Source organism: Pseudomonas zanjanensis, assembly GCF_014268745.2.
In the GTDB taxonomy this organism is placed as follows: Bacteria; Pseudomonadota; Gammaproteobacteria; order Pseudomonadales; family Pseudomonadaceae; genus Aquipseudomonas; species Aquipseudomonas zanjanensis.
Genome location: NZ_JABWRB020000004.1, coordinates 238,552 through 254,420, shown reverse-complemented (window position 1 = coordinate 254,420; position 15,869 = coordinate 238,552). Strand labels below are relative to the sequence as shown.

At 62.5% G+C, this 15,869-nt stretch carries 12 protein-coding genes; 4 read left to right on the top strand and 8 right to left on the bottom strand.

Features of this window, described 5'->3' with window-relative positions; translation table 11 throughout:
• Window positions 1-176: 176 nt before the first annotated feature.
• Window positions 177-848, bottom strand: a complete 672-nt coding sequence (locus HU715_RS23815; protein ID WP_186707106.1) for a polysaccharide lyase family 7 protein — start codon at window positions 846-848, stop codon at window positions 177-179.
• 322 nt (window positions 849-1,170) lie between these two features.
• Here HU715_RS23815 and HU715_RS23810 point away from each other — a divergent pair, with 322 nt between their 5' ends.
• Genes HU715_RS23810 through HU715_RS23800 form a run of 3 tightly spaced genes read left to right on the top strand, consistent with a single transcriptional unit; the run spans window position 1,171 to window position 4,142 of the window.
• Complete coding sequence (locus HU715_RS23810; RefSeq protein WP_186707107.1) at window positions 1,171-3,294, top strand: putative bifunctional diguanylate cyclase/phosphodiesterase; 2,124 nt, start codon at window positions 1,171-1,173, stop codon at window positions 3,292-3,294.
• Window positions 3,295-3,337: 43 nt separating this feature from the next.
• Window positions 3,338-3,841 (top strand): M48 metallopeptidase family protein, encoded by a 504-nt coding sequence (locus tag HU715_RS23805; RefSeq protein ID WP_186707108.1) that lies wholly within the window; start codon window positions 3,338-3,340, stop codon window positions 3,839-3,841.
• A gap of 4 nt (window positions 3,842-3,845) precedes the next feature.
• The gene (locus HU715_RS23800) at window positions 3,846-4,142 is read left to right on the top strand and encodes a winged helix-turn-helix domain-containing protein (protein WP_186707109.1); all 297 of its coding nucleotides are present in this window, start codon (window positions 3,846-3,848) and stop codon (window positions 4,140-4,142) included.
• Between the two features lie 127 nt (window positions 4,143-4,269).
• On the opposite strand, the gene HU715_RS23795 is transcribed toward HU715_RS23800, so the two are convergent.
• The gene (locus tag HU715_RS23795; protein WP_186707110.1) at window positions 4,270-4,722 is read right to left on the bottom strand and encodes a GNAT family N-acetyltransferase; all 453 of its coding nucleotides are present in this window, start codon (window positions 4,720-4,722) and stop codon (window positions 4,270-4,272) included.
• Window positions 4,723-4,982: 260 nt separating this feature from the next.
• On the opposite strand from HU715_RS23795, the gene HU715_RS23790 reads away from it, so the two are divergent.
• Window positions 4,983-5,720 (top strand): substrate-binding periplasmic protein, encoded by a 738-nt coding sequence (locus HU715_RS23790; protein WP_186707111.1) that lies wholly within the window; start codon window positions 4,983-4,985, stop codon window positions 5,718-5,720.
• Window positions 5,721-5,841: 121 nt separating this feature from the next.
• Here HU715_RS23790 and yccS read toward each other — a convergent pair whose 3' ends face one another.
• The 6 genes from yccS to HU715_RS23760 form a co-directional block, all read right to left on the bottom strand.
• Entirely contained in the window at window positions 5,842-8,025 is a 2,184-nt protein-coding gene (gene yccS, locus HU715_RS23785; RefSeq protein WP_186707112.1) for a YccS family putative transporter, read from the bottom strand.
• 236 nt (window positions 8,026-8,261) lie between these two features.
• Window positions 8,262-9,440: a BaiN/RdsA family NAD(P)/FAD-dependent oxidoreductase gene (locus tag HU715_RS23780; protein WP_186707113.1), complete on the bottom strand. Its 1,179-nt coding sequence runs from the start codon at window positions 9,438-9,440 to the stop codon at window positions 8,262-8,264.
• A 161-nt stretch (window positions 9,441-9,601) separates the two neighbouring features.
• Window positions 9,602-10,939 (bottom strand): ATP-dependent RNA helicase DbpA, encoded by a 1,338-nt coding sequence (gene dbpA, locus HU715_RS23775; protein WP_264083873.1) that lies wholly within the window; start codon window positions 10,937-10,939, stop codon window positions 9,602-9,604.
• Between the two features lie 320 nt (window positions 10,940-11,259).
• Window positions 11,260-12,687, bottom strand: coding sequence for a multidrug transporter subunit MdtD (mdtD, locus tag HU715_RS23770; RefSeq protein WP_186707115.1), 1,428 nt, complete (start codon window positions 12,685-12,687; stop codon window positions 11,260-11,262).
• Window positions 12,688-12,930: 243 nt separating this feature from the next.
• A complete protein-coding gene (locus tag HU715_RS23765; RefSeq protein WP_186707116.1) occupies window positions 12,931-14,268 on the bottom strand; it encodes a TldD/PmbA family protein in 1,338 nt (445 codons plus the stop codon).
• Window positions 14,268-15,710: a TldD/PmbA family protein gene (locus tag HU715_RS23760; RefSeq protein WP_186707117.1), complete on the bottom strand. Its 1,443-nt coding sequence runs from the start codon at window positions 15,708-15,710 to the stop codon at window positions 14,268-14,270. The genes HU715_RS23765 and HU715_RS23760 overlap by 1 nt, the downstream gene beginning before the upstream one ends.
• Window positions 15,711-15,869 lie beyond the last annotated feature (159 nt).

Genomic DNA, 15,869 nt, shown 5'->3' with positions numbered 1-15,869 from the left:
GGGCTGCTACGCCCGAGGCGTCGGACCGGCCCAGCGGGAGCAAGCTCCCTCGCCACGGTTGTGTGTTTGCCCGTGCTATCCACTTAACTGACAGGCATTACCCAAGCCGGATGCTTTCTAAGGAGGGGCGCCGATAGCAGCGTTCCGTGCCGCTATTACGACGCAGCAGGTTGCACTCAAAGCGTGGTGTGTTTGATTTCCAGCAGGCTGAACGTCACTTTCCCACCTTCGGTGACGTAGCCGGTATTGTCCTGCACATACACACCCGCCTTGAAATAGAGCGGTTTGACTTTCCAGCTCGGATCAACGGTGGTTCGCCAGTTGTAGCCCGCCGCCGTGATGCCGAGTGCGCCCTTCGGGCTCAGGTGGATCATGTAGGAAAAACTCCGGTTGAGGGTCACGCCCGTGGCGATGGTAATGACCTGGCCCGTCGCGTCGTCCGGACGAAGACGCACCTTGGCGACGATATTTCCGGTGGAGCTGTAGGTTTTGTATTGGTATTCCAGTTTCACCATCGGACTGGTGCTGTCTTTGGTGTGAATCTGTCCGATCACGATCTTGCCGGTGCTGGGCACCTGGTTGACGGTGACGGTCGCGCGCAAGGTGTTGTCCGCCGACGGGTAAAGCCAATTGCGCAAGGTGCCGTCGCTATTGGTTTCGCGCAGTTCGCTGCGTGGGTAAATAGCATTGGCCGTCGTGGCGCCTGTCACGGGGGCCCAGAAAAACACCGTGCCGGTTTCTGAGTTGAAGTACTGGTTCTTGAAGCCTTGAACCAGTTGTGAGGTTTCAATGGTTGCCGGAGGGGCGCCCTCGGGGATGCTCAAGTTCCAGGTTGCGAGATCGATCATGTCCAGGTCCTGCGTATCAAAGGTGTGAAGGTGAATGCCGTAGCGGGAGGCTTTAAACCGCCCTTTTGAAGCGTTCGGAACGCTGGACTTGGGCTTTTCTTGTAGACCGTTCGGCGGATGTTTGACGTCAATTGTTCGTCGATGAGGTCTTTGCAGTTTCTGTGCCTGGGGAGGGTGACCGTTAGTCGGCTATTTCGGGCTTTGTCTGGATGATGGCGCGTTGACACCTACTGCTTTTCAAAATCACGGTCTAGAGTGAGGGGACAGTATTTGTCCGCTTTGCTACGTAAAAACGGACGTGGCGCCCGATAAGAGAAGCAGCATGGAACGCGCGCAACCAACGCCCGGCGAAGACAGCTCTGTCCTTTTGATTGTTGATGATTACCCTGAAAACCTGCTCAGCATGCGGGCCTTGCTGCAGCGTCAGGATTGGCGGGTGATGACTGCGTCCTCGGGGGTCGAGGCGCTTAATCTGCTGCTCGAGCACGACATCGACCTGGTGCTGCTGGATGTGCAGATGCCCGACATGGACGGGTTCGAAGTGGCGCGCCTGATGCGTGGCAGCCAGCGCACGCGGCTCACGCCGATCATTTTCCTGACCGCCAACGAGCAGTCCCAGGACGCGGTCATCAAGGGCTACGCCAGTGGCGCGGTGGACTACCTGTTCAAGCCCTTCGATCCGCAAATCCTCAAGCCCAAGGTCCAGGCGTTGCTCGAGCACCAGCGCAATCGCCGGGCCTTGCAGCGCCTGAGCCAGGATCTCGAAGCGGCCAGGGCGTTCAATGCCTCGGTGCTGGACAACGCCGCCGAAGGCATCCTGGTGGTGGATGAGAACGGTTGCATCCGCTTCGCCAACCCGTCCACCTGCCGCTTGCTCAATGCCACCGCCGAGCAGTTGCAGGACATGCCATTCCTGGATTTCCTGCAAAAACCGCACATCCCCGAATGGATCGGTTCCGATATCCACAACGCTTATCAGCGTGGTGAAACCTGGCGATTGCATGACGCGGTGCTGCGCACGGCACCCGGCCAGCAGGTGTCGGTGGCCTTGTCCTGCGCCCCGTTGCCGTCGGAGCAGAAGGCGATGGTGGTGACGCTCCAGGACATGTCGGTGGTGCGCCATTTGCACCAGCAACTCGAATACCAGGCCGTCACGGACCCGTTGACCGGCTTGCTCAACCGCCGGGGTTTCTACCAGACCGCGGAAAACCTGTTGATGCGCAGCGAGCGCCTGGAAAGCAACTGGGTGTTGCTGTACTTGGATCTCGACGGCTTCAAGCGGGTCAACGACTCACTCGGGCACGATGCCGGGGACCGGGTCTTGCGCTGGGTGTCGGAGCAGTTGAAGGCGTGCCTGCGCCCCTTCGATATCCTGGCGCGGCTGGGCGGGGATGAGTTCACGGCGTTGCTGGACCTGGAGTTTCCCGAGCAGGCGGCGAAGATCGCGGAGAAGCTCATCGAGCGCGTCGCGATCTGCCAGCAGATCGAAGGCATGGACGTGGCGCTCGGCGCCAGCATCGGCATTGCGACCTACCCCGACTGTGGCGCCAACCTCGATGGGCTGCTGCGGGCGTCCGACATCGCCATGTACGAAGCCAAGCGTGCCGGCCGCCAGCAATACCGTTTCTACGATCACGAAATGAACGGTCGGGCCCGTTCACGGCTGATGCTGGAAGAGAGCGTGCGCTCGGCTATCGAGAACCGTGATTTCAATATGGTCTACCAGCCGCAGGTGAGTATCGTCGACGGGCGGATCCGCGGATTCGAGGCGCTGTTGCGCTGGCAGCACCCGAGCGTCGGCGATGTGCCGCCGGGGCTGTTCCTGCCGTTGCTGGAAGAGGCGCGGTTGATCAGTCGGTTGGGCAGTTGGATCTATCATCGCAGCGCGGCCCAGCGCAAAGTCTGGGAGCGCTTGTTCGCGGACGACCTGGTGTTGGGCGTGAGCCTGAGCAGCACTCAATTCGGCATGCCGAACCTGGTGACCGAGTTGCGCCAGGTCCTGGAACGCCATGCCTTGAAGCCTCGGCAACTGGAGGTCGAGGTGACCGAGGATGCGCTGATGCGCAACCCCGATGAAACCCAAAAGCAATTGCGTCTGCTGCGCCAACTGGGCGTGCGGGTGGCCTTGGATGACTTTGGTTCGGGTCCTTGTTCGCTGGCGCATCTGCGCGACCTTGAACTCGATACCCTCAAGCTTGATCGGCACTTGATCGCCCGTTTGCCAGGGTCGCCCCGGGATGCGGCGTTGGCGGCCTCGGTGATCGACCTGTGTACGCAGTTGGGCTTGCGGGTGATCGCCGAAGGGGTGGAAACCCGCGAGCAGTATCAGTGGCTGCAGGCCCATGGCTGCGAGTACGTGCAAGGGTTCCTCGTGGCGCGACCGTTGATGGCCGAAGACACCAATGCCTTCGCCACGCCCTTCGACTGGAGCGCGGTGCAGGCCTGAATTCGCTACACTGGCGGCCTCTTGTGACTGTGTTGCCCTCTTGATGACCGCGCTCAAATACCTCCAGGCCTATCCTGCCGCCCTGCAAGCCCAAGTGCAGCAATTGATCGCCCAGGACCGCCTGGGCGAATACCTGCAACAGCGCTATCCGGGTCGGCATCCAATCCAGAGCGACAAGGCCCTGTACGGATATGCGCTGGACCTCAAGCAGCAATACCTGCGTAACGCACCGGCCATCGACAAGGTGTTGTTCGACAGTCGCCTGGACCTGACCCACCGCGCCCTCGGCCTGCACACCGCGGTGTCGCGGGTGCAGGGCGGCAAGCTCAAGGCCAAGAAGGAGATCCGCATCGCGGCGCTGTTCAAGGACGCAGCGCCCGAGTTCCTGAAGATGATCGTTGTGCACGAGCTGGCGCACTTCAAGGAGTCAGACCACAACAAGGCCTTCTACCAACTCTGCGAACACATGCTGCCGGGCTATCACCAGTTGGAATTCGACCTGCGGGTGTACCTGACCTGGCGGGACCTGCAACCTCACAAGGAATGACCGGATGGACGTGAGCAAGACCAAGACCAGTTTCTACCGTCGCCTGTACGTGGCTTACCTGATCGACAGCGGCCTGGCCAGCAACGTCCCGGCGCTCACCGAAGCCACCGGCATGCCCCGGCGTACCGCCCAGGACACCATCGCCGCGCTGGCTGACCTGGATATCGTGTGTGAGTTCGAGCAAGAGGACGGCGCGCGCAACCATGCCGGGCGGTATCGGATTCGCGATTGGGGGGCGATCGATCGGGGGTGGATCGAGGGGAATTTGCCGCGGATCAAGGCGGTGCTTGAGTATCCCTGAATACTGGTTGTGTCTGGGCTGACGCCTTCGCGAGCAAGCCCGCTCCCACAGTGTGGTCTTCTGTGGGCACAAAATCTGTGTCCACCTCGGAACCCTTGTGGGAGCGGGCTTGCTCGCGAAGGGGATCTTAAGGACGATGCATGCCGATGTGTGGAATCCCATCCTCCATATACTCCACCCCCACCACTTCAAACCCATACCGCCCGTAATACCCCTGCAAATGCGCCTGGGCCGACAACGAGATTGATACGCCGGGCCAATGCTTCTCGGCCTGCTTGAGGGCCTTTTCCATCAGCGTATGGCCCAGCCCCTGGCCGCGTGCCTGTGGCGCGATGATCACGCGCCCGATCACCACGTCGCTGTTTTGCGAGTGCGGGTCGAGCAGGCGCAGGTAAGCCACCAAGTGGTTGTCGTGCCAGGCCATCAAGTGGCAGGTGTCGCCCTCCAGGTCCAGGCCGTCAACGTCCGGGTAGGCGCAGTTCTGCTCGACGACGAACACCTCGGCGCGCAGCTTGAGGACGGCATACAGCTGCTCCTTGCTCAGGTCAGTGTGATGTTTGCAGACCCATTCGATATCCATTTTTTGAATTTCCTGAAGAACCTGATGCCGATAGTAAGCGTGCTTGGCTCGGAAGTCTCTTGCTTGCACGACCCGAAAATCTGTGACAAAGACCAAAATGCCATCATTCCTTTGTCGCGGGACTGTCGTCTTTGTGTAATCTTCATGGCAGCGCTGCGCAGCGGTTCCAATGAGCTAATGTTAGGACCGGGTGTCCGAGGATGCCCGTTGGGTTTGGGCTAAAAACAAACCGGGCTTTGAACCCGTCAAGGATGTTTGGCATGCCGCGATTGCATCGAGCTCTTGCATTGATCGGGTTGCTGTTGCTGAGCTACGAGGCCTGTGCGCAGAAGTTGCGCCTGGTTGCCGATGCCTGGCCGCCCTTTACCGATTCCACCCTGATCAATGGCGGCCTGGCGACCGACATCGTCAGCACGGCCCTGGCGCGGGCCGGTTATGCCACGGACTTCGAACAAGTGCCCTGGGCCCGGGCGATGCTGGGTATCGGCGAGGGCCGCTATGATGTGCTGATCAATGCCTGGTACAGCGAGGAGCGCACGCACATAGGCCGGTTCTCGGCCGAATACCTGCTCAACCGCGTGCGCTTCATCAAGCGCAAGGACGAAGCGATCCAGTTTGATAGCCTGCCCCAGTTGCGTGCGTATCCCATCGCCGTGGTGCGCGGTTACGCCTATTCCAAGGCGTTCGACGAAGACCCGAAAATGCAGAAAGTGCCGGTGCACAATTTCGCCATGGCAGTGCGCATGCTGGCGGCCGACCGGGTGAAGTTGACCCTGGAGGACGAGTACGTCGCCCGCTATTACCTGGCCCGTGAATCGCCCACGGTGCGCAGCGCCGTGGAGTTCCTGCCCAAGCCCTTGAGCGAAAACAGCCTGCACATCCTGGTCAGCCTGAAGAACCCGGAGCATGAGCAGATCGTGGCCGGGTTCGATCGGGCGATCGCGGCGATGAAGGCGGATGGGAGTTATGACCGGTTGCTCAAGCAACATGGTATGTGAGCTTAAAGGTTGATTTGCCTGGACTGGCCTCTTCGCGAGCAAGCCCGCTCCCACATTTGGAATGCGTACTCCTGTGGGAGCGGGCTTGCTCGCGAAGGGGGCGGCCCATTCACCACAACCCTCAAGCCTCGCCAGTATCCTTGATCAGATGCGCCGCCAACGTGCGCAACGGCCCCAGCTGCCGACAGATCAACCCCAATTGCGTCTGCACCAACCGCTGTCCTTCGTCGATCTCATCGGGCATCTGCTCCAACTCACTGGCCAGGGCTTCCTCTTCATCGCTCTGGATCGCGATCGGCTGTTTGCTTGCCAGGCCTTGTGCGATTTCGTCGATGCTCGCCGCCAGTTTCACCCCGGCACCGTCGATCAATTGTTCGCGTACTTGCGTCGGCAACTCGGTGCCGCGATGGGCGCCCAGGCCTGACAGGTAGCTGAGCAGGGTGTGGGACAGCACCAGGAAGCGGAAGCCCACGTCGGCTTCCTTGCGGAAGTGCCCCGGCTCCATCAGCATGTTGGCCAGCGTGGTGGACAGCGCGGCATCGGCGTTGTGGGCGTTGCGTCGGGCCAGGCGATAAGCCAGGTCGTCGCTTTTGCCGGCAGCGTATTGCTGCATGATCTGGCGCAGGTAAATGCTGTTGCAGGTCAGCGTGTTGGCCAACACCTTGTTCAGCCGCCGACCTTGCCAGTCGGGCAGGAACAGGAACACCGCCAGCCCGGCGATCAGGCTGCCCAGCAAGGTATCGAACAACCGTGGCAGCAGCAGCCCGTAGCCGTCGCCCACCTGGTTGAAGCAGAACAGCACCATGACGGTGATCGCCGCCGTCGCCAGGGTGTAGCGGGTGGTGCGGTTGGTAAAGAACACCACCCCGGCGGCAATGGCGAAGCACGATTGCACCAGCGGATTGGGAAACAGGTCGAACAGCGCCCAGGCCACGGTCAGGCCGATGGCGGTGCCGATGATCCGCTGGCCGAGCTTGCGCCGGGTGGCGCCGTAGTTGGGCTGGCAGACGAACAGCGTGGTGAGGATGATCCAATAGCCCTGGGACGGGTGGATCAGGTGCACCATGGCGTAGCCCACGCTCAGGGCCAGGGGCAAGCGCAGGGCATGGCGGAACAGCAGCGAGGTGGGCGTGAGCTGCGTACGCAAGCGCAGCCAGACGTCCTTGAGATTGCGCGGCGAGCGGTCCAGCAGGCTGCTGTCGGTGGCGTCGGCCAGGGCGTCGGGGTTGCTCGCGTCGCTGAGCAGGCGGTCCATGGTGCCCAGGTTCACCGACAGGGCTCGCAACGACCGCAGCAAGCCGCGCCAGGCCGGGTTGCTCTGGATGCGCAGGTGTTCGAGGGACGCGTGCAGGTCGTTGAGGGCTTCGGCAAAAGTATCGTCGTAGATGAATGGCTGGCGCAGTTGGATCGATTCGGCCAGCGCCTGGCAGGCCTTGCCTTGCTGGCGCAGCAGGCGTTGGCAGCGGAACAGCACGTCGCTGTGGAAGAACGCCTCGGCCAGGGCGTTGTAGGGATAGTGGGACGAGCTGGCCCGTTCGTGGATGTCCTGGGCCAGGAAGTACAGCTTCAGGTAGCGGCTGACCTTCGAGCCGGGCCGGCCATTGCCGACGCGGTGCAGGATGATTTCCTTCGCGCTGTTGAGCGCAGCGACCACCCGACCGTTTTGCTGGGCCAGCTCCAGGCGGCGTGCTTCGATGTCCAGTTGGCGGATCGGCTCCAGGAGCGATGATTTGAGCTTGAGGTAGCGTCCCAGTTCGCGAAACAGCCGCGCCAGGCTTTGCTGCACCGGCTGGTTGGAAAACAATGCCTGCCACACGACCGACAGCACGCCGTACCACGCGGCACCGGCGACCAATAGCAGGGGTTCGTGCCAGAAATCGTTGACGGCGACGCCGCGCTGGTCCACGCCGATCATGGTGTAGACCGAAAGAATCAGGGTGGCCGAGGCAATTGCGCCATAACGTTCGCCCAAGGCGCCAAGCATGGTCAGGCCGAATGCCGCCAGGGCCAGGGCGACGATGAACAGGATGGGGTAGGGAAACAGCAACTCCACCGACAGCGCTGCGGTGCTGAAACACAGCAGCGTGACTGCCAGCGCATTGAGGCGGCCTTGCCAACTGTCGTCGGTCTCGGCCAGGGCGCTGGCGATGATGCCCAGGAACAAGGGAATCAGCAGCGCCATCTCGTCCAGGTACCAACACAACCCCATGCTGCCGGTCAGGGCGATGAAGACCCGCACGCTATAACTGAACTTATCCAACGCCCAAAGGCGACGCAAAGACTGGCTAAACGAGTTCGCTGACATGAAGTGCACGGGCCTGACGGGCAATGACGCTAAATTGAGGCAGTAATGACGCCGACGCAATGGCGGCGATCACATCTGGCAGCAAAAAGTGTTCCGATGTCCGCCGCCGAGCTACTGTGGGAGCGGGCTTGCTCGCGAAAGCGGTGTGTCAGCCGCTATTGAATTGCCTGATACACCGCCTTCGCGAGCAAGCCCGCTCCCACAGGGTTTATTACCCACATTCGAGTCGTGTCGGCTCAGACGTACTGCGCCGCCGCATACCCGGAAGCCCAGGCCCACTGGAAATTGAACCCGCCCAGGTGCCCGGTGACGTCCAGCACTTCGCCGATGAAATACAGGCCCGGGCTTTTCAGCGACTCCATGGTCTTGGACGAGACTTCCCGGGTGTCGACGCCGCCGAGTGTGACTTCGGCGGTGCGGTAGCCTTCGGTGCCGGCGGGAACGACATTCCAGCTCGCCAGTTTCTCGGCGATGTCCGCCAGCTCTGCGTGGGTGTATTGCTTCATGGGTTTGGACACGAACCAAGTGTCGGCCAGCAGGTTGGCCATTTTCTTGGTGAACAATTCGCCCAGCAGGGTCTTGAGTTCGCTGTTGGGGCGTTCGGCCTGTTGCTGTTGCAGCCATTGCGGCACATCGTGGTCGGGCAGCAGGTTGATCTGCACCGTGTCCCCTGGTTCCCAGAACGAGGAAATCTGCAGGATCGCCGGGCCGCTCAGGCCGCGATGGGTGAACAGGATATTCTCGCGAAAACTCTGGTCGTTGCAGCTCACCAGGCAATCTACCGAGGTGCCCGAGAGTTCAGTGCACAGGGCCTTGAGCTGATCAGTGATGGTGAACGGCACCAGGCCGGCGCGGGTCGGCAGCAGTTCGTGGCCAAACTGTTTTGCCACCTGATAACCGAAGCCGGTTGCCCCGAGCGTGGGGATCGACAGCCCGCCCGTGGCAATCACCAGGGATTGGCAGGCGAGGGCGCCGAGGGTGGTTTGCAGCCGGTAGCCGTCGTCGGCTTTTTCGATCTGCGTGATCGAGGTGTCCAGGTGCAGGCTGACGCCGGCCTGGTCGCATTCATCCAACAGCAGGCCGAGGATGTCGCTGGACTTGTTATCGCAGAACAACTGGCCGAGCTTTTTTTCGTGATAAGGCACGCCGTGCTTGGCCACCAGCGCGATGAAATCCCACTGGGTGTAGCGGGCCAGGGCCGACTTGCAGAAGTGCGGGTTCTGCGACAGGAAATTGCCCGGCTCGGTGTACATGTTGGTGAAATTGCAGCGCCCGCCGCCCGACATGAGGATTTTCTTGCCGGCCTTGTTGGCGTGGTCCAGCAACATCACCTGCCGCCCGCGCGCGGCCGCGGTCAGCGCGCACATCAACCCTGCGGCGCCAGCGCCAATGATCACGACTTCGGTAGAGCGCAAAACGGTGTCCTCGCACAAAAATTTAATGTTCACCGACAAACCAATGTGGGAGCGGGCTTGCTCGCGAAGGCGGTGGGTCAGTCGACATTGAATCGACTGGTCCTCCGCATTCGCGAGCAAGCCCGCTCCCACAAGGGATCTCTGTTGGGTTGGAGATCGCTTTACAGGATCCGCACCCGCAACGAGCGGCCCTTGATCTTGCCATCGTTCAAGCGCTGCAAGGCCTGTTTGGCGATGCCGCGTTCCACGGCCACGTAGGCCTGGAAATCGAAGATCGCGATCTTGCCGACCTGGGCGCCAGGGATGCCGGCGTCGCCGGTCAGGGCGCCGAGGATATCGCCAGGGCGGACTTTGTCCTTGCGCCCGGCGCCGATGCACAGGGTGCTCATGGCCGGCAGCAGCGGGCCGCCACCCTGGGGCTTGAGGTTGTCCAATTGGTCCCAGCTCAGCGGTGACTTCTGCAGTTGCTCGATGGCCTGGGCGCGGTGGGCTTCGGACGGCGCCACCAGGCTGATGGCGATGCCTTTCTCACCGGCGCGACCGGTGCGGCCGACACGGTGGATGTGGATTTCCGAATCCCGGGCCAGCTCGACGTTGATCACCATGTCTAGGGCGTCAATGTCGAGGCCGCGGGCCGCTACGTCGGTGGCCACCAGCACCGAGGTGCTGCGGTTGGCGAACATCGCCAGCACCTGGTCGCGGTCGCGCTGTTCCAGGTCGCCGTGCAGGCCGACGGCCGAGATGCCCTTGGCCGACAGGTGGTCGACGGTTTCCTGGACTTGCTGCTTGGTGAAGCAGAACGCCACGCAGGAGGCCGGGCGGAAATGCGCCAGGACCTTGACCACCGCGTCCATGCGCTCCTCGGGCGAGATCTCATAGAAGCGCTGCTCGATCTGCGCATCGGAGTGCAGCGCCTCGGCCTTTACTTGCTGCGGGTTGCGCATGAACTTGGACGACAGTTGCTTGATGCCCACCGGGTAGGTGGCGGAGAACAGCAGCGTCTGGCGGCGTTCCGGGGTCTGCTGAATGATATCTTCGATGGCGTCGTAGAAGCCCATGTCGAGCATGCGGTCGGCTTCGTCGAGGATCAGCGTGTTGAGGCCGTCGAGCACCAGCGAACCCTTGCGCAGGTGCTGCTGGATGCGCCCCGGCGTGCCGACGATGATGTGGGCGCCGTGTTCGAGGGAGGCGATCTGCGGGCCGAAGGACACGCCGCCGCACAGGGTCAGGACCTTGATGTTGTCTTCGGCGCGGGCCAGGCGACGGATTTCCTTGGCGACCTGGTCGGCCAGCTCGCGGGTCGGGCACATCACCAGAGCCTGGCAGCCGAAGAAGCGCGGGTTGATCGGGTTCAGCAGGCCGATGCCGAAGGCGGCGGTCTTGCCGCTGCCGGTCTTGGCCTGGGCGATCAGGTCCATGCCCTTGAGGATCACCGGCAAGCTTTGCGCCTGGATCGGCGTCATCTGGGCATAACCGAGTGATTCGAGGTTAGCCAGCATGGCGGCGGACAGCGGCAAAGTATTAAAAGCGGTGGCAATGGTGGTCACGGGACTGGCCTGCAAAACAAAATGTCGCGCAGTGTAGCAGCCTCGTGCCACTTTCTTCGAAAGTTCTGGACGAGCTGTGGCGCAGTTCTGAAGTGGGCGAATTCCCTGTGGCGAGGGAGCTTGCTCCCGCTGGGGCGCGAAGCGGCCCCAAACCGGCCAACACGGTGCCCCTGGAAGTTCGCGTCGCCTGGATTGCGTCTGCTGCGCAGCCGAGCGGGAGCAAGCTCCCTCGCCACAAAAGCCCTGAAGCCTTAAAACAGTCCGAGTCCTATCTAATGCTCGATATGCTCATCCGGCCGCTTGTCCCGCCGCCCATCCTGCTTCGACAACTGGGAAAAGATCGTCGCCGCCAGCATCGCCATGATCCCCACCGTCACGAACGTCAGTTGGAATGCGCCCAGCACCGTCTCCACCCCATCGTTGCCCACTTGGGCGGTAAAGCCGCCCAGCAGCGCGCCGGCGCAGGCCACGCCGAGGCTCAGGGACAGTTGCGCCACCACCGACAACAGGCTGTTGCCGCTGCTGGCGCTGGCGTCGTCCAGGTCGATCAGGGTCACGGTGTTCATCGCGGTGAATTGCAGCGAGTTGATCGCCCCCAGCACCGCCAGTTGCGCCAGCAGCAGCCAGTACGGCGTCTGTTCGCTGACCAGGCCCATGCTCGCCAGCATCAGGCCCAGGGCCAGGGTGTTGCTGGTCAACACGGCGCGGTAGCCAAAGCGTTCGATCAGCGGTCGGGCCACGGATTTGGCGACCATGGCCGCCGCCGCCAGGGGCAGCATGCTCATGCCGGCCTGGGACGGTGAATAACCCAGGGCGACTTGCAGCAGCAACGGCACCAGGAACGGCAAGGCACCGCTGCCCAGGCGCGCGAAGAGGTTGCCGAGAATACCGACGGCGAAGGTCCGGGTCTTGAACAACGACGGTGGAAACAGCGCATTTTCGACGTGCCCGGCCCGCAGCCAATAGGCCGCCAAGCAGGCCATGCCGCCGAACAGCAGCAACATCACCCGTAGGTGCGGCAAGTGCAGTTCACCCAGGCCTTCCATGGCGATGGTAATCAGCACCATCGCCGCGCCGAACAGCAGGAACCCCAGCCCATCGAACCGCGTGCGCTCGCTGCCACGCAGGTCGGGGATGAATTTCCACACCGCGTAGCAGCCGATCACGCCCACCGGCAGGTTGATGATGAAGATCCAGTGCCAGGTCAGGTATTCCACCATCCAGCCGCCCATGGTCGGGCCGATCAGTGGGCCGAGCAGGCCAGGGATCGTGATGAAACCCATGATCCGCACCAGTTCCGAGCGCGGATACGCCCGCAGCACCACCAGCCTGCCCACCGGCAGCATCAGCGCACCGCCCAGGCCTTGGACGACCCGGGCGCCGATCAGCATGCTCAACGAATTGGACAAGGCGCACAGCAGTGAGCCGAAGCTGAACAGCAGGATCGCCCCGAAGAAAATCTTCTTGGTGCCGAAGCGGTCGGCGATCCAGCCCGACGCCGGGATCAGCAACGCCACGGTGAGCATGTAGGCAATGATCACGCCTTGCATGCGCAGCGGGTTTTCCGCCAGGTCGCTGGCCATGGCGGGCAGGGCGGTGTTGAGGATGGTCCCGTCCAGGGACTGCATGAAGAAGGCAATCGCCACGACCCACGGAAGCCAGCGGGCGGTGACGGCGTCGAGCGGGGCGCGGTTGGGCATGGGACCTCTTGTATGAAAAGTGAACAATTACCTGGGGCGAGGGGATCTTTTAAAAAATGAACAGTTACCTGTGGCAAGGAAGCTCTTGTGGCGAGGGAGCTTGCTCCCGCTGGGGGGCGAAGCACCCCCAAAACCGGCCAACACGGTGTGCCCGAAAGATCGCGTCGCCTGGATTACGACTGCTTCGCAGCCGAGCGGGAGCAAGCTCCCTCGCCACAGGAGGTGGAAGCCACCTTCTTGATGCTACAGCGTCAAGGTCAACCGCTTCACCAACGCCCCCGGCAACAACATCGAGGCCGTGGCCCGCTGGCTGTAGGTGCTGGCCGAGAGCAGAAGTTCCCGCTCTCGGGTCAGCGCTTCGAGTTGCGAGCCCAGCAGGCTGTAGACGCTGTCGTCGAAACGCATCGTGCTGACCGGTGCCTGGATCTGGCCGTTCTCGACCCAGAACGTGGCGAAACGGGTCATGCCGGTCAGGCGTGCCGCCGGTTGGTCCGAGTAGTTCAGGTACCAGAGGTTGCTGATGTACAACCCTGTGCCAAGTGCTTCAAGGATGTACTTCTGCTCCAGTTGCCCGCCCTGCATGTCCAGCGCCGTGGGGTATTCGTAGCGGCTGGCGCCGTTGGCCGCGAGGCCGTATTCGGCGGCGCTGCGGGAGTTGACCAATTGTGCGTTGGCCATGCCCTTGGCGATCAGCCCCAGGTCGTCGCGGGGATAACCTTCGTCGGAAAACGCCGGGCTCAGGGAGCCGCTGACCTGCTCCGTGAGCCACACGTTGGGACTGAAGTGGGCTTCGCCAGCATAGAACTTCTGCAGCGGGCTCTGTTTGCTGGCAATGGCCTGGGCCGAGAACCCGCCCCAACTGAGCATGCCCATGATCTCTTCCAGGGCGGCCGGCGCCAGATAGGCGCGGTATTCGCCGGGCGGCAACGTGCGCAGCGGGCGGCCGAGAAACGCCAGTTGCTCGCGGGCCTGCTCGAAACGTTGGGCAAATCCTTCGCTGCTCCACACATGCCCGGCGTAGCTGGCTTTCACTGCCTGGCCGTTGTCATGGAACAGGCTGAAATCGAAGTTGAAGCTGTTGGCCTGATGCCAGCCGAACGCGCCCGAAGAACTGGCGAAACCTCGGCTGATGGGCCCGGCGGCGTAGAAGCCCACCAGGTCCAGGCCTTCGGCGGCGCGGGTGATTTCGGCAACGGCCTGCTCCGTCTCGGGCAGCGGATGGTCCTGCACATTGTTGCTCTGCCAGTGATGATGGTTGAGCAGCAGGTACGGATCGCGGGGCAGCAGCGGCAAGGTTTCGCGCAGTTGCTGCAAGCCTTCGGACAGGCGTTGCACATCGGCCTCGGGGTCGCCGGACAGCGTAATCTGCAAGTCGGCGTGGCGACCGTCGTCGATCAATTTGAAGCTGATATTGGCCTGCTGCACCTGCCCGGCCTGGCGGACCTTGCCGTGGTTGAAACGCACGAAGGCCGAGGATTCGGCGGCGTAGCCGAGGGTGAACTGTTCAGGCGTACGCAGGGCGCCGCGCAGCCAGTCGACCAGAACCTTGAATGCCTCGGCCTGATTATTGGTGGTGCTCATCAGGCATCTCCCCCAAACACATCAACATTGCTGAACACACAGGCTGGCGATGCATGGCCGACGCGGATGACCTGGTTCGGTTCGCCCTTGCCGCAGTTCGGCGTGCCAAGGACTTGCGAGGTGCTGGCGTCGCCCACGGCGCGCAGGCTTTTCCAGAATTGCGCGGAAATGCCTCGGTAGTTGGGGTTCTTCACCACGCCCTTGAGCTCGCCGTTCTCGATCAACTGGCCCCATTCGCAGCCGAACTGGAATTTGTTGCGGGCATCATCGATGGACCAGGAGCGGTTGGTGCGCATCAGCACGCCGTGCTCGATGCCCTGGATCAATTGTTCCAGGGATTGGTCGCCGGGCTCGATGTTCAGGTTCGCCATGCGGTCGATGGGCGGCCGATTCCAGCCGCAGGCGCGGCTGTTGGCGACACCGTCCAGGCCGGCACGGAATTGCGACAGTGCCCCGCCCAATGGACGCAGCAGCAGGCCTTCGCGAATCAGGAACTGCTTGCTGGCGGCGCTGCCGTCGTCGTCATGGCTGTAGCTTGCCAGTTCTTCGGGAATGTCCGGGTCGAAGGTTACGTTTAGCAGATCGGAGCCGTATTGCAGGTGGCCGAAATCGCTGGCCTTGACGAAGCTGGTACCGGCGTAATTGCGCTCGTCCCCGAGGATGCGGTCCAGTTCCAGCGGATGGCCGATGGACTCGTGGATCTGCAGCATCATCTGGTCGGGCATCAGCAGTAGGTCGCGGGGGCCTTGCGGGGTGTTCGGCGCCATCAGCAATTGCAGGGCCTGGTCGGCGATTTTCGACCCGGCGCCGATCAGGCCGCAGCGGCTGATCACGTCGAAGCCGCCTTGTTGGCCGAAATTCTCCCGACCCAGGGTGCGGGTCTGGCTGTCGTGACCGTCGAAGGCGGTGACGTCCAGGGCCGGGTAGATGAAGCGTTGGGCCTGGCGCAGTTCAGCGCCGGCACTGTTGAGGTAGATCTGCTCGACTTGGGTCAGGCCGATGCTGGCTTGCCAGTTCACCAGGCGTTCGTCCCGGGGCACCGCGGCCGATTCGTCGCCGAGCAGTTGGTAGCAGTCGCTCAACGGCGGGAAGGCCTGGTCGAAATGCGGCGAGAAGTAATCGGCGCGGTCGCTGGACACCGCTTGCCCGCGCAGGTCGAGCAGGGCGTGGGGCTTGAGCTGGCGCGCGTGGTGCTCGGCGCGTTGCAGTGCTGCTTGCAGGCCGGCCTGGGACAGGTCGTTGGTGGCGGCATAAGCTTCGACCCCGTTGACCCGCACGGTGAGCATCGCACCTTCATCACGGTTCAGGCTGGGCGGTTCGGCGACGTTCTTGCGCACGGACAAATGCTGGCCGGATTCGCGCACATAACGCAGGGAAAAGAATTCGGCGCCCGTGCGCAAGGCAGCGAACCGCTGCTTGAGCCGGGGGTGGAAGTCGAACATGAAACCTCCTTGTCTGGAGTGGCGATGCAGCGAGGTGCGGCGCAGTGACGCGGTGGCTCTAGAGTAGGCCTGGGGTGGGGGAGGGATCAAGGCAGATGGGAATTTTGCGGTGTGGCAGTCAGAAAAAATAGGCTGAATGGGCTGGCCCCTTCGCGAGCA